This window comes from Microbacterium sp. A84, assembly GCF_051842815.1.
GTDB lineage: Bacteria > Actinomycetota > Actinomycetes > Actinomycetales > Microbacteriaceae > Microbacterium.
On the sequence record NZ_JBPXMS010000002.1, the window covers coordinates 165,484 to 188,685 of the forward strand.

25 protein-coding genes and 1 tRNA gene are annotated in these 23,202 nt (G+C 64.9%); 14 read left to right on the forward strand and 12 right to left on the reverse strand.

Annotated features, from left to right (window positions below):
- Window positions 1-25 precede the first annotated feature (25 nt).
- Genes ACSU04_RS11170 through trxB form a run of 3 tightly spaced genes read right to left on the reverse strand, consistent with a single transcriptional unit; the run spans window position 26 to window position 3,098 of the window.
- Entirely contained in the window at window positions 26-1,027 is a 1,002-nt protein-coding gene (locus ACSU04_RS11170; RefSeq protein ID WP_439289545.1) for a metalloregulator ArsR/SmtB family transcription factor, read from the reverse strand.
- Window positions 1,024-2,121, reverse strand: coding sequence for an ACR3 family arsenite efflux transporter (gene arsB / locus ACSU04_RS11175; RefSeq protein ID WP_439289546.1), 1,098 nt, complete (start codon window positions 2,119-2,121; stop codon window positions 1,024-1,026). Before arsB ends, ACSU04_RS11170 begins: the two co-directional genes overlap by 4 nt.
- A complete protein-coding gene (gene trxB / locus ACSU04_RS11180) occupies window positions 2,118-3,098 on the reverse strand; it encodes a thioredoxin-disulfide reductase (RefSeq protein ID WP_439289547.1) in 981 nt (326 codons plus the stop codon). Before trxB ends, arsB begins: the two co-directional genes overlap by 4 nt.
- A 218-nt stretch (window positions 3,099-3,316) precedes the next feature.
- Between trxB and ACSU04_RS11185 the strand changes: the two genes are divergently transcribed.
- Entirely contained in the window at window positions 3,317-4,924 is a 1,608-nt protein-coding gene (locus ACSU04_RS11185; RefSeq protein WP_439289548.1) for a peptide chain release factor 3, read from the forward strand.
- A 16-nt stretch (window positions 4,925-4,940) separates the two neighbouring features.
- Here the strand turns inward: ACSU04_RS11185 and ACSU04_RS11190 are convergent, their stop codons facing one another.
- A complete protein-coding gene (locus tag ACSU04_RS11190; RefSeq protein WP_439289549.1) occupies window positions 4,941-6,266 on the reverse strand; it encodes an FAD-dependent oxidoreductase in 1,326 nt (441 codons plus the stop codon).
- 80 nt (window positions 6,267-6,346) lie between these two features.
- Between ACSU04_RS11190 and ACSU04_RS11195 the strand changes: the two genes are divergently transcribed.
- From ACSU04_RS11195 to ACSU04_RS11210, 4 genes are all read left to right on the forward strand, one after another.
- Window positions 6,347-6,688, forward strand: coding sequence for an ArsR/SmtB family transcription factor (locus tag ACSU04_RS11195; protein WP_439289550.1), 342 nt, complete (start codon window positions 6,347-6,349; stop codon window positions 6,686-6,688).
- Window positions 6,685-7,860: an MFS transporter gene (locus ACSU04_RS11200; protein ID WP_439289551.1), complete on the forward strand. Its 1,176-nt coding sequence runs from the start codon at window positions 6,685-6,687 to the stop codon at window positions 7,858-7,860. The genes ACSU04_RS11195 and ACSU04_RS11200 overlap by 4 nt, the downstream gene beginning before the upstream one ends.
- A 259-nt stretch (window positions 7,861-8,119) precedes the next feature.
- Window positions 8,120-8,422, forward strand: coding sequence for a hypothetical protein (locus ACSU04_RS11205; RefSeq protein WP_439289552.1), 303 nt, complete (start codon window positions 8,120-8,122; stop codon window positions 8,420-8,422).
- 5 nt (window positions 8,423-8,427) lie between these two features.
- The gene (locus ACSU04_RS11210; RefSeq protein WP_439289553.1) at window positions 8,428-8,856 is read left to right on the forward strand and encodes a hypothetical protein; all 429 of its coding nucleotides are present in this window, start codon (window positions 8,428-8,430) and stop codon (window positions 8,854-8,856) included.
- 183 nt (window positions 8,857-9,039) lie between these two features.
- Here the strand turns inward: ACSU04_RS11210 and ACSU04_RS11215 are convergent.
- Window positions 9,040-9,112 (reverse strand) — tRNA-Met (locus ACSU04_RS11215).
- Between the two features lie 110 nt (window positions 9,113-9,222).
- Between ACSU04_RS11215 and ACSU04_RS11220 the strand changes: the two genes are divergently transcribed.
- Complete coding sequence (locus tag ACSU04_RS11220) at window positions 9,223-9,552, forward strand: DUF4229 domain-containing protein (protein WP_439289554.1); 330 nt, start codon at window positions 9,223-9,225, stop codon at window positions 9,550-9,552.
- A 9-nt stretch (window positions 9,553-9,561) separates the two neighbouring features.
- Here the strand turns inward: ACSU04_RS11220 and ACSU04_RS11225 are convergent, their stop codons facing one another.
- Window positions 9,562-10,530, reverse strand: coding sequence for a 1,4-dihydroxy-2-naphthoate polyprenyltransferase (locus tag ACSU04_RS11225; protein ID WP_439289555.1), 969 nt, complete (start codon window positions 10,528-10,530; stop codon window positions 9,562-9,564).
- Window positions 10,531-10,572: 42 nt separating this feature from the next.
- Window positions 10,573-10,860, reverse strand: coding sequence for a DUF4287 domain-containing protein (locus ACSU04_RS11230; protein WP_439284874.1), 288 nt, complete (start codon window positions 10,858-10,860; stop codon window positions 10,573-10,575).
- Window positions 10,861-10,940: 80 nt separating this feature from the next.
- On the opposite strand from ACSU04_RS11230, the gene ACSU04_RS11235 reads away from it, so the two are divergent.
- On the forward strand, window positions 10,941-11,930 hold the full coding sequence (locus ACSU04_RS11235) for a DUF5937 family protein (RefSeq protein WP_439289557.1): 990 nt from the start codon (window positions 10,941-10,943) through the stop codon (window positions 11,928-11,930).
- Here the strand turns inward: ACSU04_RS11235 and ACSU04_RS11240 are convergent, their stop codons facing one another.
- Together ACSU04_RS11240 and ACSU04_RS11245 are read right to left on the reverse strand one after the other, a co-directional pair.
- Window positions 11,931-13,157 carry an MFS transporter gene (locus ACSU04_RS11240; protein ID WP_439289558.1) on the reverse strand — a complete coding sequence of 409 codons (1,227 nt, stop codon included), beginning with the start codon at window positions 13,155-13,157 and terminating at the stop codon, window positions 11,931-11,933.
- A 27-nt stretch (window positions 13,158-13,184) separates the two neighbouring features.
- Window positions 13,185-13,634 carry an Lrp/AsnC family transcriptional regulator gene (locus ACSU04_RS11245; protein WP_439284880.1) on the reverse strand — a complete coding sequence of 150 codons (450 nt, stop codon included), beginning with the start codon at window positions 13,632-13,634 and terminating at the stop codon, window positions 13,185-13,187.
- Window positions 13,635-13,705: 71 nt separating this feature from the next.
- On the opposite strand from ACSU04_RS11245, the gene ACSU04_RS11250 reads away from it, so the two are divergent.
- Complete coding sequence (locus ACSU04_RS11250) at window positions 13,706-15,118, forward strand: DUF6421 family protein (protein WP_439289559.1); 1,413 nt, start codon at window positions 13,706-13,708, stop codon at window positions 15,116-15,118.
- The gene (locus ACSU04_RS11255; protein WP_439289560.1) at window positions 15,119-15,865 is read left to right on the forward strand and encodes an SDR family NAD(P)-dependent oxidoreductase; all 747 of its coding nucleotides are present in this window, start codon (window positions 15,119-15,121) and stop codon (window positions 15,863-15,865) included. It abuts the gene before it with no gap.
- Window positions 15,866-15,880: 15 nt separating this feature from the next.
- Here the strand turns inward: ACSU04_RS11255 and ACSU04_RS11260 are convergent, their stop codons facing one another.
- Complete coding sequence (locus tag ACSU04_RS11260) at window positions 15,881-17,386, reverse strand: MFS transporter (protein WP_439289561.1); 1,506 nt, start codon at window positions 17,384-17,386, stop codon at window positions 15,881-15,883.
- A gap of 94 nt (window positions 17,387-17,480) precedes the next feature.
- On the opposite strand from ACSU04_RS11260, the gene ACSU04_RS11265 reads away from it, so the two are divergent.
- Together ACSU04_RS11265 and ACSU04_RS11270 are read left to right on the forward strand one after the other, a co-directional pair.
- On the forward strand, window positions 17,481-18,548 hold the full coding sequence (locus ACSU04_RS11265) for a threonine aldolase family protein (protein ID WP_439289562.1): 1,068 nt from the start codon (window positions 17,481-17,483) through the stop codon (window positions 18,546-18,548).
- A 98-nt stretch (window positions 18,549-18,646) separates the two neighbouring features.
- Window positions 18,647-19,384: an SDR family NAD(P)-dependent oxidoreductase gene (locus ACSU04_RS11270; protein WP_439289563.1), complete on the forward strand. Its 738-nt coding sequence runs from the start codon at window positions 18,647-18,649 to the stop codon at window positions 19,382-19,384.
- A gap of 59 nt (window positions 19,385-19,443) precedes the next feature.
- Here ACSU04_RS11270 and ACSU04_RS11275 read toward each other — a convergent pair whose 3' ends face one another.
- On the reverse strand, window positions 19,444-20,043 hold the full coding sequence (locus ACSU04_RS11275) for a DUF4916 domain-containing protein (protein WP_439284891.1): 600 nt from the start codon (window positions 20,041-20,043) through the stop codon (window positions 19,444-19,446).
- 45 nt (window positions 20,044-20,088) lie between these two features.
- Between ACSU04_RS11275 and ACSU04_RS11280 the strand changes: the two genes are divergently transcribed.
- On the forward strand, window positions 20,089-20,766 hold the full coding sequence (locus ACSU04_RS11280; RefSeq protein ID WP_439289564.1) for an alpha/beta hydrolase: 678 nt from the start codon (window positions 20,089-20,091) through the stop codon (window positions 20,764-20,766).
- On the opposite strand, the gene ACSU04_RS11285 is transcribed toward ACSU04_RS11280, so the two are convergent.
- Window positions 20,755-21,009, reverse strand: coding sequence for a hypothetical protein (locus tag ACSU04_RS11285; RefSeq protein ID WP_439284895.1), 255 nt, complete (start codon window positions 21,007-21,009; stop codon window positions 20,755-20,757). The two genes, ACSU04_RS11280 and ACSU04_RS11285, sit on opposite strands and share 12 nt — an antisense overlap.
- Before the next feature lie 251 nt (window positions 21,010-21,260).
- Here ACSU04_RS11285 and ACSU04_RS11290 point away from each other — a divergent pair, with 251 nt between their 5' ends.
- Window positions 21,261-22,871: an ABC-F family ATP-binding cassette domain-containing protein gene (locus ACSU04_RS11290; RefSeq protein ID WP_439289565.1), complete on the forward strand. Its 1,611-nt coding sequence runs from the start codon at window positions 21,261-21,263 to the stop codon at window positions 22,869-22,871.
- Window positions 22,868-23,050 (forward strand): PspC domain-containing protein, encoded by a 183-nt coding sequence (locus tag ACSU04_RS11295; protein WP_439284899.1) that lies wholly within the window; start codon window positions 22,868-22,870, stop codon window positions 23,048-23,050. The genes ACSU04_RS11290 and ACSU04_RS11295 overlap by 4 nt, the downstream gene beginning before the upstream one ends.
- The last annotated feature ends 152 nt before the right edge of the window (window positions 23,051-23,202 follow it).

Sequence of the window (23,202 nt, forward strand, 5' to 3'; positions counted from 1 at the left end):
CAATTCAGCGGTTGGTGAGAGAGGTTCAGCGGTTGGTGAGAGAGGCGAGGAGAGCGTCTACGCGGTGCGCGATGTCGTCACGGATGGCAGCGACGCCATCGAGTGAGGCGAGCGCGGGGTCACCAACGGCCCAGTCCTCATAGTGGACGCCGGGGATGATTGGGCAGACGTCGCCGCATCCCATGGTGATGACGACGTCTGCCGCGCGGACGGCGTCGTCGGTGAGCGGCTTCGGGAATCGCTGCTGCTCATCGTCCGGGCCGGTGATCTCCGCGAGGAGGGGCTGCACGTTCGGGTGAATCTCGGTGGCCGGCGTCGAGCCCGCTGAGCGGGCGATGACGCGCCCTCCGGAGCGCTGGTTGACGAGCGCTGCGGCAAGTTGGGAGCGACCAGCGTTTGCCACGCAGACGAAGAGAACCTGCGGGAGCCCGGTGTCACGATCGCGGCTGATGTCTGTCAGCCGCTGACGAGCGAAATGCTCGGTGAGCGAAAGCAGATGCGTCTTCATGCGCGCAGCCTTGGCGAGGGACGTATAGGACTCGCGAACCACCGCCTTCACGAGGTCGCGGCTCAGCGCTGGGTAGACGTCGCTGAGTGACGCGGCGAGGTGAGTGAGGGCGTCATCGACGTCTTCGAGTCCGCCGTACTCCATGCGGTGCGTGGGGCCGACGGCCGCGGGGGCGAACGAGTCGAGGAGAGCTGTGACTGCCGGCCGCAGCTCTGGATTGATGCGGTACCAGACCCACGTGCCACGGCGCTCGGATGTCAGCACCGCTACGTCCTTGAGAACCTTCAGGTGGTGGGAGACGGTCGGCTGCGATACGTCCGCCAGCTCGGCAAGATCGCACACGCACGACTCCCCGCGCGGGTCGGAGGCGATGGCCGACAGCATCCGGAGACGCAGTGGGTCCGAGAGTGCCTTCAAAGTCGAAGCGACGGATGCCGCGGCATCCTGCCCGATGGCGTGTGAGGCCACAGTATGTGTCGCAGCAGGTGCACACGAGTCGTCGGTCAGCGTGACGTTCATGATGACAACCTTTCGCCGGCATACGGGTCAGTGTGGAACCATTTGCGCGCTGCCCAGAGCGAGACGTAGACGAGCCCGACGAGCACCGGTACCTCGATGAGCGGGCCGACAACTCCGGCGAGGGCCTGCCCTGATGCTGCCCCGAACGTGCCGATCGCGACCGCGATGGCCAGCTCGAAGTTGTTGCCAGCCGCGGTGAAGGCCAGCGTCGATGAGCGCGCGTAACCGAGACCGAGCGCTTTGCCGGCGAAGAGTCCGACGAACCACATCACCGCGAAGTACACGAGCAGCGGCAGTGCGATCCTGGCCACGTCGAGAGGGCGGGAGGTGACCTGCTCACCCTGCAGAGCGAACAGAAGAACGATAGTGAACAGCAGGCCGTAGAGCGCCCACGGTCCGATCTTGGGCAGGAACTTCTCCTCGTACCATTCGCGCCCCTTGCGGCGTTCGCCGATGAAACGAGAGGCGAAGCCAGCGAGCAGCGGGATGCCGAGGAAGATCAGCACGTTCAGGGCGATCGCCCCGACGGAGAAGTCCAGCCCCTGAGTGTCTAGGCCGAGCCATCCGGGGAGCACGGTGAGGTAGAACCAGCCCAGCAGCGAGAACGCCACGACCTGGAAGACAGAGTTGACCGCCACGAGCACAGCGGCAGCCTCTCGGTCGCCGCAGGCGAGGTCGTTCCAGATGATGACCATCGCGATGCAGCGGGCAAGTCCCACGATGATGAGTCCGGTGCGGTACTCGGGCAGGTCGGGAAGGAACATCCATGCCAGCGCGAACATGAGCGCGGGGCCGATCAGCCAGTTCAGCACCAGCGACGACACGAGCAACTTCTTGTCGCCGGTGACGGCAGCGACCTTGTCGTAGCGGACCTTCGCGAGTACCGGGTACATCATCACCAAAAGGCCGAGCGCGATCGGAACGGAGATGCCGCCGACCTCGAGGCTCGCGAGCAGCGGAGAGACGCCGGGGATGAATCGGCCGAGCAGGATGCCGACGACCATGGCGAGGCCGATCCACAGTGGCAGCCAGCGATCCAAGGTCGATAGGCGTCGCGACATCGGGGCCGGTGCGGGAGCAGTCACGGCGCTCATGCGAACACTTCCTCGGTTTCGAGTTCAATGGTGGTGATGCTCTCTTCGAGAGCGGACAGGTAGTGCTGAGCATCCTGTGCCGCCGCGCATCCGGTGCCGGCTGCGGTGATCGCCTGCCGGTAGGTGTGGTCGACCAGGTCGCCAGCGGCGAAGACACCCGCGAGATTTGTACGCGTGGAGGGATGCTCGACCAGGACATACCCCTCGGCATCCGTATCGACGACACCGGTGACAAGCTCGGAGCGCGGGTCGTGGCCGACGGCGATGAACACGCCTGTCGTGGACAACTCGCGTTCCGTCCCGGTGACGGTGTCGCGGAGGGTGATCGCTTCGACCTTCTCGGCGCCAATGAGGCCGGCGACCTCACTGTTCCAGGCGACCTCGATCTTGGGGTGGTCAAGCACGCGCTGGGCCATGATCTTCGAGGCCCGGAACTCCTCACGCCGGTGCACGATGGTCACCTTCGACGCGAAGCGGGTGAGGAACAGCGCCTCCTCCATTGCGGAGTCTCCGCCACCGACGACAACGATCTCCTGCTCACGGAAGAAGAACCCGTCGCACGTCGCGCACCATGACACCCCGTGCCCGGTCAGGCGTTCCTCATCCGGGATGCCGAGCTTTCGGTAGGCGGAACCCATGGTGAGGATGACCGCACGCGCGTGGAATGTCTCCCCCGCTCCAGTTTCGATGACCTTGACCGGGCCATCGAGATCGACGCGAACCGCGTCGTCGAGCTGAATGCGAGCGCCGAAGCGCTCGGCCTGCGCGCGCATCGACTCCATTAGCTCGGGGCCCTGGACACCGTCCACGAACCCGGGGAAGTTCTCCACCTCGGTTGTCGTCATCAACGCGCCACCCGCGGTGACAGAACCGGCGAGGACAATGGGCGTAAGCCCCGCGCGTGCAGCGTAGACCGCAGCGGTGTACCCGGCAGGACCGGAACCGATGATGACCAGCTCAACCTCTTGAATCGACATGTGTCTATATTGACACCCATCGATACCGAGTGCAAACATGCTGAGGAGAGTTCACCTGCTCGTCACCTTCCGAGTAGATCATTCCGATGCAGCGATCCCGCTGCAGTTTCCAGAAAGCCCACTGCAGTTTCCACGGGGGATGGCATCGGCCATGGGCGCCCCAGAGGGAGCGGGAACCGCAGAGTAGAATCTCTCATAACGGTCAAGTTAGAGGTTTCGTGAGTTCACAAATTAAGAGGGAAGCGGGGAGACGGCGAACGATTGCCGTGATCTCCCACCCAGACGCCGGTAAGTCAACGCTGACCGAGTCGCTCCTACTCCATGCCAGTGCCGTCACCCAAGCAGGTGCCGTCCACGGAAAGTCAACCCGAACCTCCACCGTCTCCGATTGGATGGAGATCGAGAAGGACCGCGGGATCTCGATCTCATCCGCGGCAGTCCAGTTCACCGTCGATGACGTCGTGTTCAATCTGGTGGACACACCCGGCCACGCGGACTTCTCAGAGGACACCTATCGCGTGCTTGCGGCCGTCGATGCGGCCATCATGCTCATCGATGCCTCAAAGGGAATGGAAGCGCAGACCATTCGCCTCTTCGAGGTCTGCGCTCAGCGTGACCTACCGGTCATCGTCATGATCAACAAGTGGGATCGCCCCGGCCGCGCCGTGCTTGAACTGCTCGACGAGATCACCAGACTCACCGGCCGTCAGCCGATGCCGGTGAACTGGCCGGTCGGCGACGCCGGCTATTTCCGAGGACTTCTGGATGTCGCCTCGAGGGATCTTCTTGTGTTCGACAGCGATGGCAGCGGCGCGCATGTGCCCCTCGTTCACCGTGTCCCCGAACACGACGCCGCCGATGCCGCCAATGTCGGAGATGCATGGCATGCCGCGGTCGAAGAGGCCGACCTCGTGGCCCTCGATGGTGGCGAGTACGACCGACAGAGCTTTCTCGAGCTTTCAGGGATGCCAGTCTTCTTCGGTGCCGCAGTGCGACACATCGGGGTCGGCGAGCTTCTCCAGTTCATCCATGACCATGCGCCATCGGCAACGCCACGGACGTCCACAGAAGGTCACCTTCACCCGGTCGATGGTGGCTTCTCGGCCCAGGTTTTCAAGGTGCAGGCCAGCATGGACCGCGCGCACCGCGACCGCGTCGCGTTCGTGCGGATCTGCTCGGGACAATTCACGCGCGGGATGGTCACCTCTCACGCGCAGAGCGGTCGCACCTTTGCCACCAAGTACGCCCAGCAGATGTTCGGCCGCGAGCGCGAAACGGTCGACACCGCTTGGCCGGGCGACATCGTCGGACTCGTCAACGCCACCATGCTTCACCCCGGTGACACTCTCTACGCGACCGACCGTGTGGAGTACGTCGGGATGTCCACATTCACCCCTGAGCTGTTTGCTCTCGTTTCGCCCGCCGACACCAGCGCGGTCAAGAAGTTCCGCAAGGGGCTGACGCAACTGGTAGAGGAAGGGGTGGTTCAGCTCCTTGTATCTGAACGACGCGGACCGCAGACGCCGATGGTCGGTGCCGTTGGGCAGATGCAGTTCGAAGTTCTCGCCTCAAGGATGCTCAGCGACTTCGGCGTCGAGATCCGGGTTTCCGACCTCCCTTATACAGTCGCCTGCCCCACCGACTCTGCGACCGCTGCTCTGTTGCAAGATCGCCGGGACTGCGAGGTGGTCGCCCGCCACGACGACCATCTGGTCTTGTTCCTCGATGAATGGCGGGTTCGCGCCCTCCTGCGCGAGCTTCCCGACCTGAACCTCGAAGCGCCCGGACAGCGCGCGACGCATCGTCCCTCAGGGACCCGCGGATAGGGTCGCTCGAACGCTTCTAGCTCCCTGCGAGCAGGGTCAGGCCGACGGCGACCGGACGGGCACCGATCTGCAGCACTGATGGTGCGGCGCAGCAACTGCCGGCGTTGTCATCGAAGTCACCTGAACCACCGCACACTCCCGTGTCAGGGAGGACGAGATCATTGCGTGCGGCGGCTTCGTGATCGCCGGCGAGGTGGGCCGTGACGCTGCGCACCTGCTCGTAACCCGTCAACGCGAGGAAGGTCGGCGCGCGGCCGTAGGACTTCACTCCGACGATGAACAGCCCGCGCTCCGGCTGAGCGAGCTGTCTGGCGCCCGTTGCCGAGACGGAACCGCAGGAATGGATGTTCGGGTCGATCTCCGCAGCGATACCGGCGACGGCATCCAGAACAGGATCGAGATCGGTGCGCAACTCCCGCAGCATCTCCGCATCGGGCCGGAACCCGGTCAGAGCGAAGACGTGAGCGACACCGGCGACCTCGCGCCCATCCTCGGAGAGGACCGTGACCGTCGCGCCATCTCGCTGAAGTTCGGCCACTCGGAACCCGGTCACGAGCTCCACGAGGCCCGCGTCGATCACCTTGCGCGCACGCGATCCGAGAGCTGCGCGTTCGGGGAGCTCATCCCCGATTCCCCCTCCGAAGACGTTCGCGGCTGTCCCTCGGCGCAGCATCCACGTGACGCGGGTGCCGGGCGCACGGCGCGCCAGTTCGCTCAGCCGCAGCACGGCATGGATGGCGGAGTGACCGGCGCCCACGACAGCGACGTGCGAACCGGCGAACTCAGACACGTCGTCAGGGATGCGGTAGGAAATGACAGCCGCAGCCTCAGCCTCGCCGATCGCAGGAAGGCCGTCAGCGCCCGCCGGGTTCGGCAAACCCCAAGTTCCGCTGGCATCGATAACCGCCCGTGCGATGATGCGGGATTCGTTGCCACCCTCATCCACCGTGTGCACGACGAAGGGCTGATCCTTCCGCCCGCCATCGACAACTTTGTCGCGGCCCTGACGAGAAACCCCGGTCACGGTTGTTGCGTACGCCACTCGCTTACCGAGCGCGTCGGCTAGAGGTGCGAGGTAGTCGCTCACCCATTCCGCCCCGGTCGGGTAGCCCGAGGTCGGAGCGTTCCAGCCTGTCGTTTCGAGAAGGCGACGCGCGGCCGCGTCTGTGAGCTCCGGCCATGCCGAGAAGAGGCGCACGTGGCCCCACTCCGATACCGCAGACCCCGGCCCACTTCCGCGTTCAACGACGACCACCTCGATGCCTCGCTCGGCAAGGTGCGCTGCTGCGGCAAGACCCTGCGGGCCCGCACCGATGACGACAACAGGAAGTTCGGACATCATTTCTCCTCGAATTGAAAAACTTCAATACGAATAGCGTCAATCATCTATCGAAGATTGTCAATACGTGCCAGGATGTTCCCGTGAGCCTGCCAACGACGATCGACGCGACCTCCTGCTGCGTGCCGCCCATCACATCCTCGCTCACTGCCGAGGAAGCGGAACGTATCGCGCGGGTGTTCAAGGCGCTCGGCGATCCCACTCGCGTCAGGCTGCTGTCGCTCATTGCCGCTGGCACTGGCGGCGAGGCGTGCATCTGCGACCTCACCGAGCCGGTCGGCCTTTCGCAGGGCACCGTCTCGCATCACATGAAGCTGCTCACCGAGGCCGGGCTGGTCACGCGGGAGCAACGGGGCAAGTGGGCGTACTTCGCACTCAACGACGGCGCGCTCGACGCGGCCGCCGACGCACTTCGCTCGGTATGACCGTGATCGACGCCCCACCCCGTCAGGGTGGACGATTGGCCGCGCTCTCCGTGGGACAGGTCATCAGCTGGGGCATCCTGTTCTACGCGCTTATTGTCGCCTCCCCCGCGATCGCAGACGACACCGGCTGGTCGATCATCTTCGTCACCCTGTCGTTCTCGGCAGGCCTCATCGTCTCTGCCGTTGCCGGGGTGTTCGTCGGACGATGGCTCGATGAGCGGGGCCCACGCCTCATCATGACTATCGGAAGCATCATCGGCCCGGCGGGCCTCGTCGTCGTCGCGCTCGCCCCGAACCTGCTCATCTTCACAGTGGGGTGGCTGATCGCCGGCGCAGCCCAGGCGGCGGTGCTCTATCAGGCCGCGTTCACGGTGATCGCCCGTCGATACCGTGCGCGCCGACGGGGAGCCATGACGATCCTGACTTTGGCCGGCGGACTCGCGTCCACCGTGTTCGCGCCCGTTGTCGCCGGCCTGCTGAGCATCACGGACTGGCGCTCCATGTTCCTGATCCTCGCCGGATTCCTGCTCGTCACCACCGCACCCCTGCACTGGTTCAGCCTCGAGCGTACCTGGGTGTCGGTTCCGCATGACGACGATGCTGCACAACCACACACGGTGAGCACCGTCATCCGCACCCGGCAGTTCTGGATGCTGGAACTGTCGATGTTCACGCTGGCGGCAGCCCTCTTCAGCGTCACGCTGGCACTCATCCCGCTGTTCACGGAGAAGGGCATGACCTACGAGCTCGCCGCCTGGGCGCTCGGGCTGCTCGGTGCCGGACAGGTCATCGGGCGATTGCTCTACGTCGCGATCCCGCACACCGCGGCACCCTGGATACCGTTGGCCGCCACCGCCGCACTGAGCGTCGCATCTCTCGCCCTGCTCGCACTCGTCCCCGGTCCTCCTTGGCTACTCATCACCATCGGCATCGCCGCAGGAGCCGTGCGAGGCGCACAAACGCTCGTGCAAGGCTCCGCTGTTGCAGACCGTTGGGGCACCCGAAACTACGGCGCCATCAACGGCGTTTTCGCAGCCCCGATCACTCTCATCGGCGCTTTTGGCCCTGCCCTCGGTCCAATCCTGGCCGCCGCGACAGGCTCCTACTCGACCATGGCCCTGATCGCCGTCGCGCTGGCCGCGATCTCACTCGCCTTCGCGAGATTCTCCTGACGGCGGATGCCTGGGTCGCGCGACGCATTCGCATTACATAGAAATGGACGTGCGGAGTACATTTCTATGTACTGGAACCGGAGGGGCGTCTCTTGCGGACATCCCCTCTTCCTGTTCTCTAGGACGCGGTTCCCGAATTGAGCGCCATCAACGGCGTCTTCGCCACCGCAACAGGACCTGCCTGGTTCGGCGTGTCCGCGCATTACGAAAGGATCACGGCTGTTAGGAATCTCACAACGTCTGCCTCTAAGGTTGAGTCATGGCCGAAATCATTGATGGTTCTGTGATGGCCGAATCTGTTGGAGTTACCTCCGCAGGTTACCTTGGAGGCGCAGAGACGCTTCGCTCACTCAACGTGGTCGTGTACCCGGCCGAGCAGCGAGCGGTCGTGTGGGCGAACCTCCGGGATACATCACTCGATGCGCAGCTCAACGCTGTTGCCGCCTTCGCAGAGGTTCGCGAGTGCTACTCAGACGAGCTTGAGGTAGAGCTTCGCTTCGGCGAGCCCACCGAGGCGGCATCTGATCGCGCGACGTCGAAGGCTGCGGAACTCACCCGCTAACCACTGTGAGCACTACCGTCGCCGCGCAGCACAAGTCGGAGCAGCTGAAGGCTTATGCGACGGCAGCCCTTCTGGCTCGGAGTGGTAACGAGTGGGCGTCCGTCTGCTTCTTCTACGCCGCATACAGGGCCGTTCGATGTGCATTCAACAACGACGCACGACTCAACTCCGATGCGGCGGCTCGCACCGTGGATTCGAAACTCTCGGCGAGTTCTAGGCACGTCGCCTTCCACAACGGACACCCGAACCGTGGCCCTGGAGTGAATGACGTAGTGCGTTATCTCTACCCGGCGATCGCGGCGAAGTACGAACTCCTACATGCCAAGAGCGTTGAGGTTCGCTACGGCACAGGCTTGATCGGTGTGACGGTCGAAGAAACGCGCGAACTCGCCGATGCTGTTATTAGCGAGCTTGATGGCCTAGAGCTGTTATAGCCAGCGCAGTCGTCTGAGCCTTCGCGACACCATCGCGAGATCCTCACGAGTCTGCGCAGACCCTGCGTTGAGTTTTTGCACACATCGTCCGTGGTGATACCGGCTACCACTGGGCGCATCTCACACCGACAGAAAGCCCCGCTAGCCCTGATATTTCAAGGGCTAGCGGGGCTTCTTGTTTAGACGCGACGGCGGGAGTCGAACCCGCAGCGCCCTCAGGTATGAACTGGAGCCCGGGACCACCCGGATCGTCGCGATGACATCGACGTTACCCGGCGGCGACCACTTCTGGCCAGGGCCGACCTCTGAGATTTACCTATGTGTCACCCGATGACTACTTGTTTCAGGGCGACTTAGACTGGAAGCATGAAGTTGCCGCCCATTCTCGTGTACTCCGTGCTGCGACTGCTCGCGTTCCTCGTGCCGCTGGCGATCATGTGGTTCTTCTTCCCGATCATGCGCGAGCTCTGGTGGCTGACGGCCATCTTTGCCGCACTGATCGGCATGAGCATCTCGATCCTGTTCCTGCGCACGCCACTTTCCGGTGCATCCTCGAAGATGCACGAGCGCAGCGAGGCGCGCGATGCGGCTGGCAAGCGCAACGCGGCTGCGCGGGATGCTGACGCTGAGGATGCGGTGATCGACAACGCCGGGGACACCGCACCGCCCCAGAATCAGACGCCGAACTCGAACTAGGGTCCGGGCTCAGCCGACGAAGGCCCAGTACAGCGCGCCGGCGTAGACCAGCGCGGTGAGCGATGTGAGGCCGAGCGCGACGACCAGTTCGCGCGCCTGGCGGTACGACCACACGATGATGATCGCCGGGATGCCGGCCAGCAGAGCCATCAGTGCGAGCCACGCGATCGGGTACAGCAGCGCGATGAAGCTCGACAGCAGGAACGGCACCACCATGAACACGGTGTAGACGACCTGCGTCGCCCGGCGGCCGATCAGCACCGTCAGCGTGCGCTTTCCGACCGCACGGTCCTGGTCGATGTCGCGCAGGTTGTTGGCGAGCAGTACACCGCAGGCGAAGAGCCCGACGGCGATCGCACCGATCCACGCTTCTTGTGGCAGGTAGAACGCCTGCACCCACGTGGTTCCGAGTGTGGCGACGAGCCCGAAGAAGATGAAGACGAAGACCTCGCCGAGACCGAAGTATCCGTATGGGCGTTTGCCGCCGGTGTAGAACCACGCGGCGATGATGCACGCGGCGCCGACCGCCAGCATCCACCACTGACCGGTGCGAATCACGATCGTGAGCCCCACGATCGCGGCGAGCGCGAAGAAAACGAAACCGATTTTGAGCACGGAGCGCGGATTCACGCGACCGGAGGCGGTCAGGCGGGCGGGCCCCACGCGGTGCGCATCGGTGCCGCGGATGCCGTCGCTGTAGTCATTCGTGAAGTTCACGCCGATCTGCAGCAGCACCGCAACGGCGAGGCAGGCCAGCGCGATGACCCAGTGCAGTTCGTGATCGATGATCTGGGCAGCGCCGGTGCCGATGATGACCGGAGCGATCGCGAGGGGAAGCGTGCGCAGGCGCGCAGCGCCGATCCAGTCACGCGCAGTAATCGGCGGGGCCTCGACGATGGGCCGTCTGGCGGGGTTGCCGCTGGTGCGAACCGGCTTCCGGTTGGGTGCCGACGTCTTGCGCTTCGAGGATGCTGCCACGGTACGGATCTTAGTCCGCCTGCCGATGGCTGCCGAACCCGATCAGTTCGGGTTGCTGTCCTTGCCGTCCAGCCACAACGTGTCTGTCGCATCCGCATGCGTGCCACCGGACCCGACATGTTTGACGCTGATCTGCGGCCCCTTGGTGATCACGTGCACAAGCGACATCGCATGACCCTGGCCGAGCGCGTAGTCCTCTTTAAGCCAGGCGATGATCGGCGTCGCCTTGGTGGTTTCGTCGAAACCCTTCTCGCGGGCGAGTGCGATGAATTGGCGAGGGGTGAGTCCGGTCTTGGTCTCGATGTTGTCGAGATATGCCTGGAAAGACATGGTTACTCCTTCAGAGATTGAATGTTGCTGTTCATGTCTCCACTCTCGACGGATCCTGCCGGGTCTCCTAGAGTTTCGATGTGAGTCGAAACTTCGTGGATTTCCACCTCAGCCCCGGCGATATCCAGGCTGTGCGCTTTGGCGTCTCTCCCGGCCACGAACTTGCGCATGCGGTGCGTATCCTGCTGCGGCCAGCGCAGCATCCGCTGATGTGGGGATGGCTACGCGATGCGCGTGGGCGACTCCCCCGCGATGCCTTCGCCCTGCTCAGCCAGGTGATCGGCAGCGACGGCTATCTCCCGGATTTCCTCACCACGACGCCGAGGTGGGACCTAACTCCGACAGACGAGGTGGCCGCCCTGCGCGTGGCAGACCTCGGCCCGATGCGCGTCGACCTCGACAAGATGATCCTGCGTTCGTCTGGCGATCGGCAGCAGCTTTTGCGTGCGATGCGCTCCGACCCACGGCGTGCGCGTGCGCAGATCGCGGACGCTTGGGAAGAAGTATGGGCAGCGTCGCTCGAGCCAGTATGGACGCAGCTGGAGCGGATGCTGCGCGCAGACATCGCGGTCCGCTCCCGCACGATCGCCACTGATGGACTTGCCTCGATGGCGGCGGGACTGGATCCGAAGGTGAGCTGGGGCGACGGCGCGGTGCGCGTCGAGATGCGCGTGCACAGCGAGCAGGTCGACTGCCGCGGAAGCGGACTCGTACTGGTGCCATCGGTGATGTCGTCATGGGGATGCATGGTGCTGACCGAGCCGCCGGCGCAGCCCACACTCTTCTACCCCGCACGCGGTGTCACCGCCGAATGGGCGCGCGATCCGGCATCCACAGCAGAAGCGCTCAGCGCGCTGATCGGCCCTGCCCGCGCCGACATTCTGCTCGCCGCTCACGCTGCACGCACCACGTCACAGGTCGCTGTGGATACCGGTGTCGCAATGTCGACGGCATCCCATCACCTCACGGTGCTGCGCGAGTGCGGGCTCATCGCCAGCGAACGCGACGGCAATCGGATGCTGCACACCCGCACGCCGCTCGGCGAGGCGATGATCGGGGCCCGTCTATGACTACGCCACGCGCTCGACCTCGACCGCGCCGCGCATCCGTCGCCCGTACGCGACCGCAGCAACCGCGGCTAGCGCAACAAGCACCAGTGGAATGATCAGCGCCGCACGCAGTCCGAACTCGTCACCGGCGAAGCCGAGCGCAGGCGGACCGACGAGGAACGCAACATACCCCAGCGTGGCAACCAGCGACACCCGGGCAGCGGAATCGACCTCGGAATCTCCCGCCGCTGAGATCGCCACCGGGAATCCGAGGGACGCCCCCAGCCCCCAGAGAATCACAGCCGCCGTTGCCGCCGCCTGACCGTCTACGAAGATGATGATCGCCAGGCCGATCGTCGCGAATACTCCGCTGGCGCAGAGCACCACAGCCCGGCCGAAACGGTCGATGAACCATGCTCCGATGAACCGACCGGTCGTCATCGCGGCTGCGAACACCGCGTAGATCGCTGATCCAGATGCCGCATCGAACCCGTGCCCGTCGACCATCACCAGCGGCAGCCAGTCATTCGCCGTACCCTCCGCCAGTGCCATCGCCAGGATGATGACACCGATCAGCAGCAGGGTCGGATCACGCCACAGGTGTGTGTTCGAACGGCGCACGGCTCCGGATGCGGTGCGCTCGACGCGCCCCGTTCCCGCGGGGATCCGCGGCACCGAGAAGATCACCGCGAGAAGTGCGACGACGCCCACCAGAATCAGGTGCAGTTGGACAGGGAAGGCGGATGCAGTGGCGAACATTCCGATCAACGCGCCGATGACGGTGCCAAGGCTGAAGAATCCGTGCATCTGAGGCAGGAATGATCGACCCGTCAGCCGTTCGACGTCGGCGCCCTCGACATTGAGCGCGACTTCTCCGCCGCCCATGCCCGCGCCGAAGAGGAAGAGCCCCGCTGCGACAAGAAACGGCTCGCCGAGCCCCGCACCCACGCCGATCGTCGGCATGCTGATGACGATCGTGCTCGCGCCCGCCGCGATGACGGGACGCGCTCCGAAGCGTGCGACGAGCAGCCCCGACACGAGAATGCCCAGCATCGAGCCGAGCGAAAGCCCGAACAGCACGAGCCCCATCTCCAGCGTCGATGCGCCGAGCAGGTCGCGAATGTCCGGGGTGCGGGTGACCCAGGAAGCGATTCCGATACCGGGAACGAGGAAGAGTGCAGCGAGAGCGAGCCGCCGCAGACGGATGGTGATGATCGTGGTCCCCTCAGAGCGCGTGCGAGAGCACACAAGAGAATCGTACTGGGGACCGGACCTTCATTCCTCGACGGCGATCGGCCGGTGCTCGTAGTACGTCTGCAGCACGACTGTGGTCCGCGTGCTGACGTTCGCTGTGAGGCGCACATCACTCACGAGCTGCTCCAGCGCCCGCGGCGAAGCCACTCGGACGAACAGCATGTAGCTCGCATTGCCCGCGATCGAATGGCACGCCTCGATCTCGGCGATGGGCTCCAGCAGTTCGGGCGCATTGTCCGGCTGGGCGGGGTCCAGAGGCGTGATCTCGATGAACGCCGCCAGCGGTTTGCCCAGCGCCTCCGGGTCGAGGATCGGCCGGTAGCCGGTGATGACGCCACGGGATTCGAGCCTGCGCAGCCGTGACTGCACGGCGGAACTCGAAAGCCCGACGGCCTCCGAGAGCTGCGCCAGCGTGGCCCGCGCATCATGCGAGATCTCGGTGATGATCCGACGGTCGACAGCATCTTCCATAAGTGGAAGAATATCGGTGAATCGTCGATTCAACCGTAAACATTCCGCCATACTCGCGATCGGAGGTCCCGATGTCTACAACTCCCGCCCAGCTCAATGCCATCATCGGCGAACCCGAGGTCGTCGAGGATGCCCGCGCTGCCGAAACCTCTGCGGCGTGGCTGCAGATGAAGGATGCCACAATCGCGCTGCGCGAGCTGCAGGTGAAGGACGGGTCGATCCCTGGCGCTCACGAAACCGCGCACGCGCACGTCGCGGCGATCACCACTGCGATTCGGGCGCTGGCGCCTGCTTTCCCACACGATGCGGAGTACCTCGCGGCATCCATCACAGACTTCGAGCGGTGGGCTGCGGGGGGATTCGGCGTGCCGGACTTCCTCGACTCACTCGTCGCGTTCCAGCCGCAGCAGCACCGGGTTGACGGCATCCGCCATCTCGTCATCTTTCCGATGTACACGCAGAACGGCTCGCCGGACCGGCTGGTCGAGGCGCTGATCGTCGAGGCGATCTGGCCCGAGTTCATTGCCGAACTCGAGGCCGGAGACTACGGAAACAAGCTGTTCGTCTCGCTGCGGCTGATCGACTTCACCCCCGGCTACGACACGAACTCGGCCGTGCTGTTCCCCGAGACCGTCGCGATGCGCGAGATACCGACCTTCACCTGGGGTGCGATCTTCCAGGACCGCGAGGCTGCGCGTTACCGGCGTGTGGTGCGCGCGGCATCCGAGATCACCAAGCTCGATCTGCCTGCGGATGCGGCGCGGATGCTGGATGACCAGGACCTCACGGAGAAGACGTTCGTGATGTGGGACATCATTCACGACCGCACGCACATGCGCGGCGATCTGCCGTTCGACCCGTTCATGATCAAGCAGCGGATGCCGTACTTCCTGTACTCGTTGGAAGAGCTGCGCTGCGACCTGACCGCGTTTCGGGAGTCGGTGGCGATTCAGAAGCGGCTTGCTGCGCGGGATGACCTGTCGTCCATCGAGCAGCAGATGCTCGAGCATGCTTCCCTCGTGCAGTACGCCGTGATCTTCGACCGGATCTTCCGCTTCGCGATCACCGGCTCGCGCGTGCGCAACTACGACGGGCTCGGCGGGCAGCTGCTGTTCGCATGGCTGCATCAGCGCGGAGTGCTGCACTGGACCGACACGCAGCTCACGTTCGACTGGCCCGAGGTGCCGGATGCCGTAATTGCGCTCGGCGATGCGATCGACGAGTTGTACTGGCACTCGATCGATCGGCCGAAGAAGGCGCACTGGCTCGCGGCGTACGAGCTAGTTCGCGGTGTGCTGGCGCCGAATCCCGCCTCGGTCTGGGCGCGTGGGCTGTCGGATGACGTACTCGCCGGGATGCCGAAGGGCTACACCGACGAAGTGCTGGACGATGAGTTTCCGCTGTCGATGTTCTTCGAGGCGCTGGAGAAGAAGATGCGACCGGTGATCGAGTCGACGGCGGGGATTCGTGGCTCTGATGGCTGAATGCGGCGTGCGGCATCTTCGGAGAAGTTCAGCTTCTTCGGACGTTTCGGATCAGTTCGTCCGAAGAATGCGTACATCTCCGAGGTTCGCGCTCGGGGGTGCGCGGTGAGTGCGTCAGGGCGCACAGTCTTGCTCGCCGGCGCGACAAGTGCGGCGGGACTCGCAGTCGCACAAGCTCTGCTCGCAGCGGGCGCCCGAGTGGTCGCGACTGGGCGTTCGGCGGAGCGGCTTGCCGCACTTCGGGATGCTGGCGCGGAGGTTGAGGTGGCCGATGCCACGTCACTTGCCTCAATGACCGAGCTTGCCGCGCGGCTCGGCCCGATCGACGGCGTCATCTCGCTCGTCGGCGGCTGGCGCGGAGGCGGAGGTCTTGCCGGGCAGTCCGATGAGGACTTCGATGCACTGCTCCCTGCACTCCAGGCTGTGCGGGCGACGAGTCGTGCGTTCGATTCGGCGCTGTGTGCCTCGGAGTCAGGCCGCTTCGCGATCGTGTCCTCCGTAGCCGTCGCGCGGCCGCTCGCAGGAGGAGCGAACTACGCCGCGGTGAAGGCTGCGAGTGAAGCCTGGACCCGCGCGGTTGCGCACGGGTTCGCGAAGCAAGCGCGCGATGCGGGCGAGCCGCTGCGCGCAGCATCCGTCATCTTCCGCGCAAAGGCGCTCGATCCGGAGTCGCTCGCGCGTGCCGTCGTGAGTCTCTGGGCAGCGGATGCCGCCGAGCTCAACGACCGGGTGATCGACCTGGCCTGAGCCGCGCGGACGCGCTCACTGACGCGGCTCGGGGATCGACGGCGGGAACCCGCGCACCGGCGGCCCGACATCAGGTGCAACCTGGTCACCCGCATCCGCACCAGAGGTACCCGCACCCGCCCCCGTACCCGTACCCGTACCCCCACCGTCCGAGCCTGCATCTGCCTCGCCCATCTGCTGAACAGGCGCGTGTGCGTACAGCTCGGTGAGCCTGCGGTACGAGCGCGTGAAGAAGGCGAGGATGCCGACGACGACCATGATCATTCCGGCGAAGAAGCAGACCAGTGCGATGCCGCGGGCCTCCCCCTCGCCCAGCAGCCAGCCCCACCGCTGCTGACCAGCCGGAGTCTTCATATACGGGATGATCAGGAACTCCGCGATCGGCGCGATCATGAACGCCGTGATCGGCGCGGCACCGGCTTCCATCGCCGCCGCGACCCCGAACACCCTGCCCTGCCGCTCGAACGGCACGACCTTCTGGATCACGGTCTGCTCTGCCGCTTCCACCGGCGGCACCAGCGCCATGTACAGCCAGATGCCGATCGCGTACAACGGCCACCACTCGCGGATCATGAAGACTGCGCCCAGCAGCCCCATCGCGATCACCACGAGGAGCATGGTCCGCATCGGCTTCTTGCCGAGGCCGAATTTGGCCACCATGGCCCCGCCGATCAGGAAACCGGTCGAGGTCACGCCCAGCACGATCCCCCACATTTCCACAGAGAACAGCGTCAGCCCATAGGGGTCCATGAGCGCCATGTACGCGCCACCGATGAGGTTGTTGAACGTCGAGAAGATGATCAGCGCGAAGAGCCCAGGAGCGAGCCGGATCGCCGTGACGCTGCCGCGGAAGTCCAAGGCGCTCGATGCATCCGGATCGGGATGCGGCTTGCTCTCGGGGATGTGGATGAACCACAGGTGCACGAATGTCACACCCATCGCGACGATCGCGATCACGAGCGTCCAGCCCATGCCCAGCAGACCGATCGACAGCCCCGAGAACACGCTCGTCACCATGAACGCGATGCCCTGCACCGTGCCGACCAGACCGTTGGCGTTCGCGCGTTTCTCCTCCTCGACGAGAAGCGTGACCGTCGTCGATAGCGCGATGTTGCGCAACTGCTCGATCACACCGCCGAACAAGATGATGCCGGCGAACAGCCAGAACCACGGTCCGCCGAGGTTCAGCAGATCAGACTCCGGCCGCCACAGGTAGAGCACGCCCGCCACCGCGAAGGCCGCGGCCGAGACCACGCTCGAGAGCACCATCACCGCATGTTTTCGATGTCGGTCAACGATCGTGCCGAACACCATCGCGAAGAACGCCACGAACAGCATGTAGGCGCCGCCGATGATGCCCGTCGCGAGCACTGACTGCGTCTCGATGTACACCCAGAACGTCAGAGCGAACCACAGGAAGCTCGTCGTCACATTGGCGATGAGCGTGTTGACCAGGACGTTCACGAACGCGCGGTGCGCGATCATCTTCGCTTGGTCGGCTGCTGCCGTCTTCGGCTCCATAGGGAGAGAATAATCACCACCGCGGACATTCGACAGAGCAACTTCGACAGAGCATTCTCGACACTCGTTCGAGCATCCGACATAGGCTGGTTCGGTGAGCACACTGCATGACCCCGCGATCCGGGGATTCGCGTCGGACAACTACTCCGGCATCCACCCCGAGGTCCTCGCGGCGATCGCCGCGGCGAACGACGGACACCAGGTCGCGTACGGCGAGGACGAGTACACCGAGCGCCTGCAGGAGGTCTTCCGCGGCCACCTCGGCGACGGCATCCAGGTCTTTCCGGTGTTCAACGGCACCGGTGCGAACGTCGTCGGCCTGCAGTCGATGCTTCCTCGCTGGGGTGCGGTGATCACGGCATCCACCGCGCATATCAACGTCGACGAGGGCGGTGCCCCGGAGCGGATCGGCGGGATGAAGCTGCTCACGGTGCCGACGGAGAACGGCAAGCTCACCCCTGAACTCGTCGACCGCGAGGCCTGGGGCTGGGGCGATGAGCACCGCGCGCAGCCGCTGGTCGTCTCGATCACACAGTCCACTGAGCTCGGCACGCTCTACACGGCCGAGGAGATTCGCACGCTGGCCGATCACGCGCACGGCCACGGCATGCGCCTGCACATGGACGGTGCCCGACTCTCCAACGCCGCGGCGGCCCTCGACCTGCCGCTTCGCGCCTTCACGCGCGATGCCGGCGTTGATGTGCTCAGCTTCGGCGGCACGAAGAACGGCGCCATGCTCGGCGAGGCGGTCGTCGTGCTGGATCCCGACGCATCCGCCGGTCTGATCTACGGGCGCAAGTACAACATGCAGTTGTCCTCGAAGATGCGCTTCATCTCCGCACAGCTGATCGCCCTGCTCGAGGGCGATCTGTGGCTGCGCAACGCGCGCCACTCCAACGCGATGGCCGCACGTCTGCGCGCCGGCATCGAAGCGGGGCTTCTCGGGGGAACGATCCGGGGTGTCGAGTTCACCCAGGAGACGCGAGTGAACGGCGTCTTCGCGACGCTGCCCGAGGGCGTCGCCGACACGCTGCGCGAATCGTTCCGTTTCTACGACTGGGATGCCGCGAAGAACGAGGTGCGCTGGATGTGCAGCTTCGACACACAGGAGAGCGATGTGGATGCTTTTATCGCCGAGATCGGCCGGCTCACGACGTCCTAGTATCCATTCATTGGAATAGAAACTAGGGTCTTTTCGTTGTACTCAATACATGGCCGCAGCACCTTGCTGGCGGTCGTTCACTGAGGAAAGAGGAGATCATGACTCGTTTCGAAGGCCGCGTTGCACTGGTTACCGGTGGCGCCAGCGGAATCGGTAAGGCGACAGCGCTGCGCCTGGCATCCGAGGGCGGGACGGTCGTGATCGCCGACGTGCAGGATGACCTGGGCGCTCAGGTCGTCGCTGAGATCGAGAAGTCCGGCGGCAAGGGCCTCTTCATCCATCTCGACGTCACCAGCGAAGACGGCTGGATCGACGCCGTGGCAAAGACCGTCGACACGTTCGGCGGGCTGCACGTCCTCGTGAACAATGCCGGCATCGGCGACACCGAGCCGATCGAGGTCACCTCGCTCGCCACCTGGGACAAGGTCGTCGCCGTCACCCAGACCAGCGTGTTCCTCGGCATGAAGGCCGCAGGCGAGGCACTCAAGAAGAGCGGCAACGGCTCGGTCGTAAACATCAGCTCGATGTACGGAATTGTCGGGTCGGGCGTGAGCCCGGCCTACCACGCAGCTAAGGGTGCCGTACGTCTGCTCACCAAGACCACCGCTCTGGGCTGGGCCAAGGAGGGTGTGCGCGTGAACTCCGTGCACCCCGGATTCATTGACACCCCGATCCTCGGCGACACCGACCGCGACATGCTGATCGCTGGCACGCCGATGGGACGCCTGGGCAAGCCGGAGGAGATGGCGGCGATGATCGCTTTCGTCGCCAGTGACGACGCCAGCTTCGCCACCGGTGCGGAATTCGTCGCCGATGGTGGCGTGACCGCCGGCTAGGTTCCCGCCCGCAACTCCGGCGCGCCCGCAGCGCGGCGGGCGGGCTGGAGGCGGCCGAGTCAGCGGAGCAAGCCGAGACTCGCGAGGGCGTGGCGGATGAGCGTGCCGCGCCCTCCTTCCATCTCGGCAGAGACTGCATCGGATGCCGCCGCCTCCGGAGAGAACCAGGTCACCTCGAGCGCATCCTGACGCGGCTCGCAGGTGCCGGTAACCGGCACGACGAACGCAAGTGACACCGCATGCTGACGGTCGTCGTGGTAGGCGCTGACCCCAGGAATCGGGAAGTACTCGGCCACGGTGAACGGCAGCGGCTGCGGCGGCAGCAGCGGGAAAGCCATCGGCCCCAGATCGTTCTCGATGTGCCGGAAGAGCGCATCGCGCACCGGCTCGCCGTAACGCACGCGTCCAGAGACGATCGTGCGGGTCATCTCGCCCATCGGCGTGGAGCGCAACAGGATGCCGATCTCGGTAACCACGCCTGCCCCGTCGGTGCGCACGGGAATCGCCTCGACGTACAGCATGGGTATATGTCGTCGCGCCTCGGCGAGTTCGACCTCGCTCAGCCATCCGGGATTAGTCGCGTCTGAAGGCAACTCGCTGAACTGAGAGAGATCGTCATCGGAGCCCTCGGGATCCGGATCTGGTGTGCGCACCGCCATGTCTCATTTCTACCAGTGTCCGCGCTCGCTGGCAGGATGGTGTCTGTGAGCGACAACCTGACACTCGACGCGGATGCTACGCGCTGGGCTCCCGACACCCGCAACGGACTGCCGTTACTCGTGCTGCTGCATGGCTATGGCGCCGACGAGCATGACCTGTTCGGGCTCGTTCCCTATCTTCCTGAGGGCATCGCCGTGGCGTCGATCGCCGCCCCTCTGACGCCGCCGTGGCCGGCGCCTGGCCGCTCGTGGTATCCGATCGACGGTCTGAATGGTCGAGATCCGGATGCGGTAACCCACGCCGCGCGCGCCGTGCTCGACTGGCTGGATGCTCATGCCGGCGACGTGCCGACTGCCCAGGCCGGCGAGTCGCCGAGGATCGCGCTGCTCGGTTTCTCGCAGGGGGCCGCGGTGTCGCTGCAGGCGTTGCGGTTGGATGCTGCGCGCTTCGGCGCTGTCGTCGCCCTCAGTGGCTACGCCTCACCCGGTGATCTGCCAGATGATGAGGCACTGCAAGAATCACGCCCGTCGGTGTTCTGGGGCCGAGGCACGAACGATGACGTGATTCCGGCGCCCCTGATCGCACACACATCGCAGTGGCTACCCAGCCACTCAGAGCTCACCGGACGCGTTTACCCCGGCCTCACCCACAGCATCTCCGAGGCCGAACTGCTCGACGTAAAGATCTTTCTGGAGAAGTGGCGGGACGACTCAGCGGGCTGAGCCCGGAGCATCCTCGTCGGGAAAGTCTTCAACGGCGTCATCGGCCTTCGGCCTGCGGCGCCGCCCGATTGAGCCGATCGCAATCGCGAAGGCCACGCCGATCGCAATGCCGATCCCGATTCCGACGCCCATGTTGTCCAACGCCGACCCCGTGGCGACGCCGACACCCATGCCAATGGCGATGCCGGCACCCCAACTCAGTCGCTGGCGCATCTCGCTGCCGCTCATCTCGTTGTCAGCCATGACTCCACCGTACGAGGTCTCAGACGCCGCGGCATCCTCCGGACGGTGGACATTCGCGACACGCCCGGGTAGCATCGACGAGTCCTGTCCGCCGTGTTTGGAAGTTCATTGATCTGATCTGTCGCCTCCGCGCTCCTCTTTCCGCGCGCTGACACGACGATCCTTCCCACCGGTTTCGCCTCCGCCTTCTCGGCGTCGAGCGGCGACCCGTGTCAGTGCATCCGCACATCTTCGGGAGACACCCATTGTCATTGCACACCCCTCACGCATCGGTCACCCTCGACCGCCTCACCTTCACCTGGCCGGACGGCGCCACTGCGCTCGACCGGCTCACCGGATCGTTCGGCGACGGACGCACCGGCCTGGTCGGCCGCAACGGCTCAGGCAAGTCCACGCTGCTGCGCCTGATCGCCCGCGATCTGACCCCCACAACGGGATACATCGCCACCACCGGTGACGTCGCGTACCTGCCGCAGCGCCTCACTCTCGACACCGATCGACGAGTCGCCGAGCTGCTCGGCGTCGCGGATGCCCTCGACGCCGTCCGCGCCATCGCCGCCGGCGACGTCGCATCCGAGCATTTCGACGCGGTCGGCGACGACTGGGACATCGAGGCACGCGCCGAGGTGTCATTGGCCGAGGCGGGCCTCGATCCGTCGTTCCTCGACCGCAACGTCGGTGAACTCTCCGGCGGTGAGGCGGTGCTCGTCGCGATCGCAGGCATCCGCCTTCGGCACGCGCCGATCACGCTGCTGGACGAGCCGACCAACAATCTCGACCGCGATGCTCGCGCAAAGCTCGCCGACATGGTGCGCTCCTGGAAGGGAACGCTGATCGTCGTCAGCCATGATGTGTCACTCCTCGAGCTGATGGATGACACGGCCGAGCTGTACGCGCACAACTTGAGCGTGTTCGGCGGGCCATACTCCGCATGGCGCGCCTGGCTGGATGCCGAGCAGGATGCTGCGCGTCAGGCCGAACGCGATGCGAAGCAGAGCCTGAAGAAGGAGAAGCGCCAGCGCATCGAGGCCGAGACGAAACTCGCGGGCCGCGCGCGCATGGCCAACAAGGCATTCGTTGAGAAGCGAGTGCCGAAGATCATCGCGAACGGCAGGAAGATGACTGCCCAGGTGTCGGCGGGAAAGCTGCGCACCGAGGTCGCGGAGAAGGAGCATGACGCGCGCGCTGCGCTCGACGAGGCCGGTCGACGGGTGCGCGGCGACGCGTCGATGAAGATCGAGTTGCCCGATCCGGGTGTGTCGAGCTCTCGACGCATCGCCACGATCAGCGATGGAGAGCGGTCCTGGGTGATCCAAGGTCCCGAGCGAGTGGCGCTGATCGGCCGCAACGGCGTCGGCAAGACGACGCTCTTGCAGCGTCTGGTGGACGGCGGCCAAAACGGCGCCCTCATCGCTGAAGCCCACACCGACCGGATCGGGTACCTGCCGCAGCGCATCGACGGGCTCGACGAATCCCGTTCGGTAGTCGAGAACATCGCCGAGGCTGCGCCGAGCATTCCCGAGAAAGAACTGCGCAATCGTCTGGCGCGATTCCTGATCCGCGGCGACACGAGCGACCGTCCAGTAGCCACATTGTCTGGCGGTGAGCGCTTCCGGGTTGCGCTGGCGAAGCTGCTGTTGGCTGACCCCGCACCACACCTCGTGGTGCTGGATGAACCGACAAACAATCTCGATCTAGACACGGTCGATCAACTCGTCGATGCTCTGCGCGCGTATCGCGGTGCCGTGCTGGTTGTCAGTCACGACGACGCTTTCCTCGCACGGCTGGAGCTCGACCTCACGCTGGAAATCGACGAGCAGGGGTTTTGCCGAACGGTCGCGGGAGGCAGGATAGGTGCATGAATCCTCTCGTACGGCCCCGCAAGGGTCGCGTCATCGCAGGCGTGTGCTCCGCGCTCGCCACCCGGTTCGGTGTCAGCCCGACGACGGTTCGCGTGATCACTGTGCTTGCCGTGCTGTTCGCCGGGCTGTCGCTTTGGGCGTACATCCTGCTCTGGATCATCGTTCCGAACGAATCCTGATCCGTCGGGCGATCCGCGGCACTCGCCGATCATCTGGGCACGCTCGCCACGACCTGGGAGCCGGAGCCGCCGTCAGTCGAGCGTTCGGACTCGTGATCAGAAGGGCTCACAGGCTTTTACTAAAGAAGCAATATTTATTGGCGTAACATTTT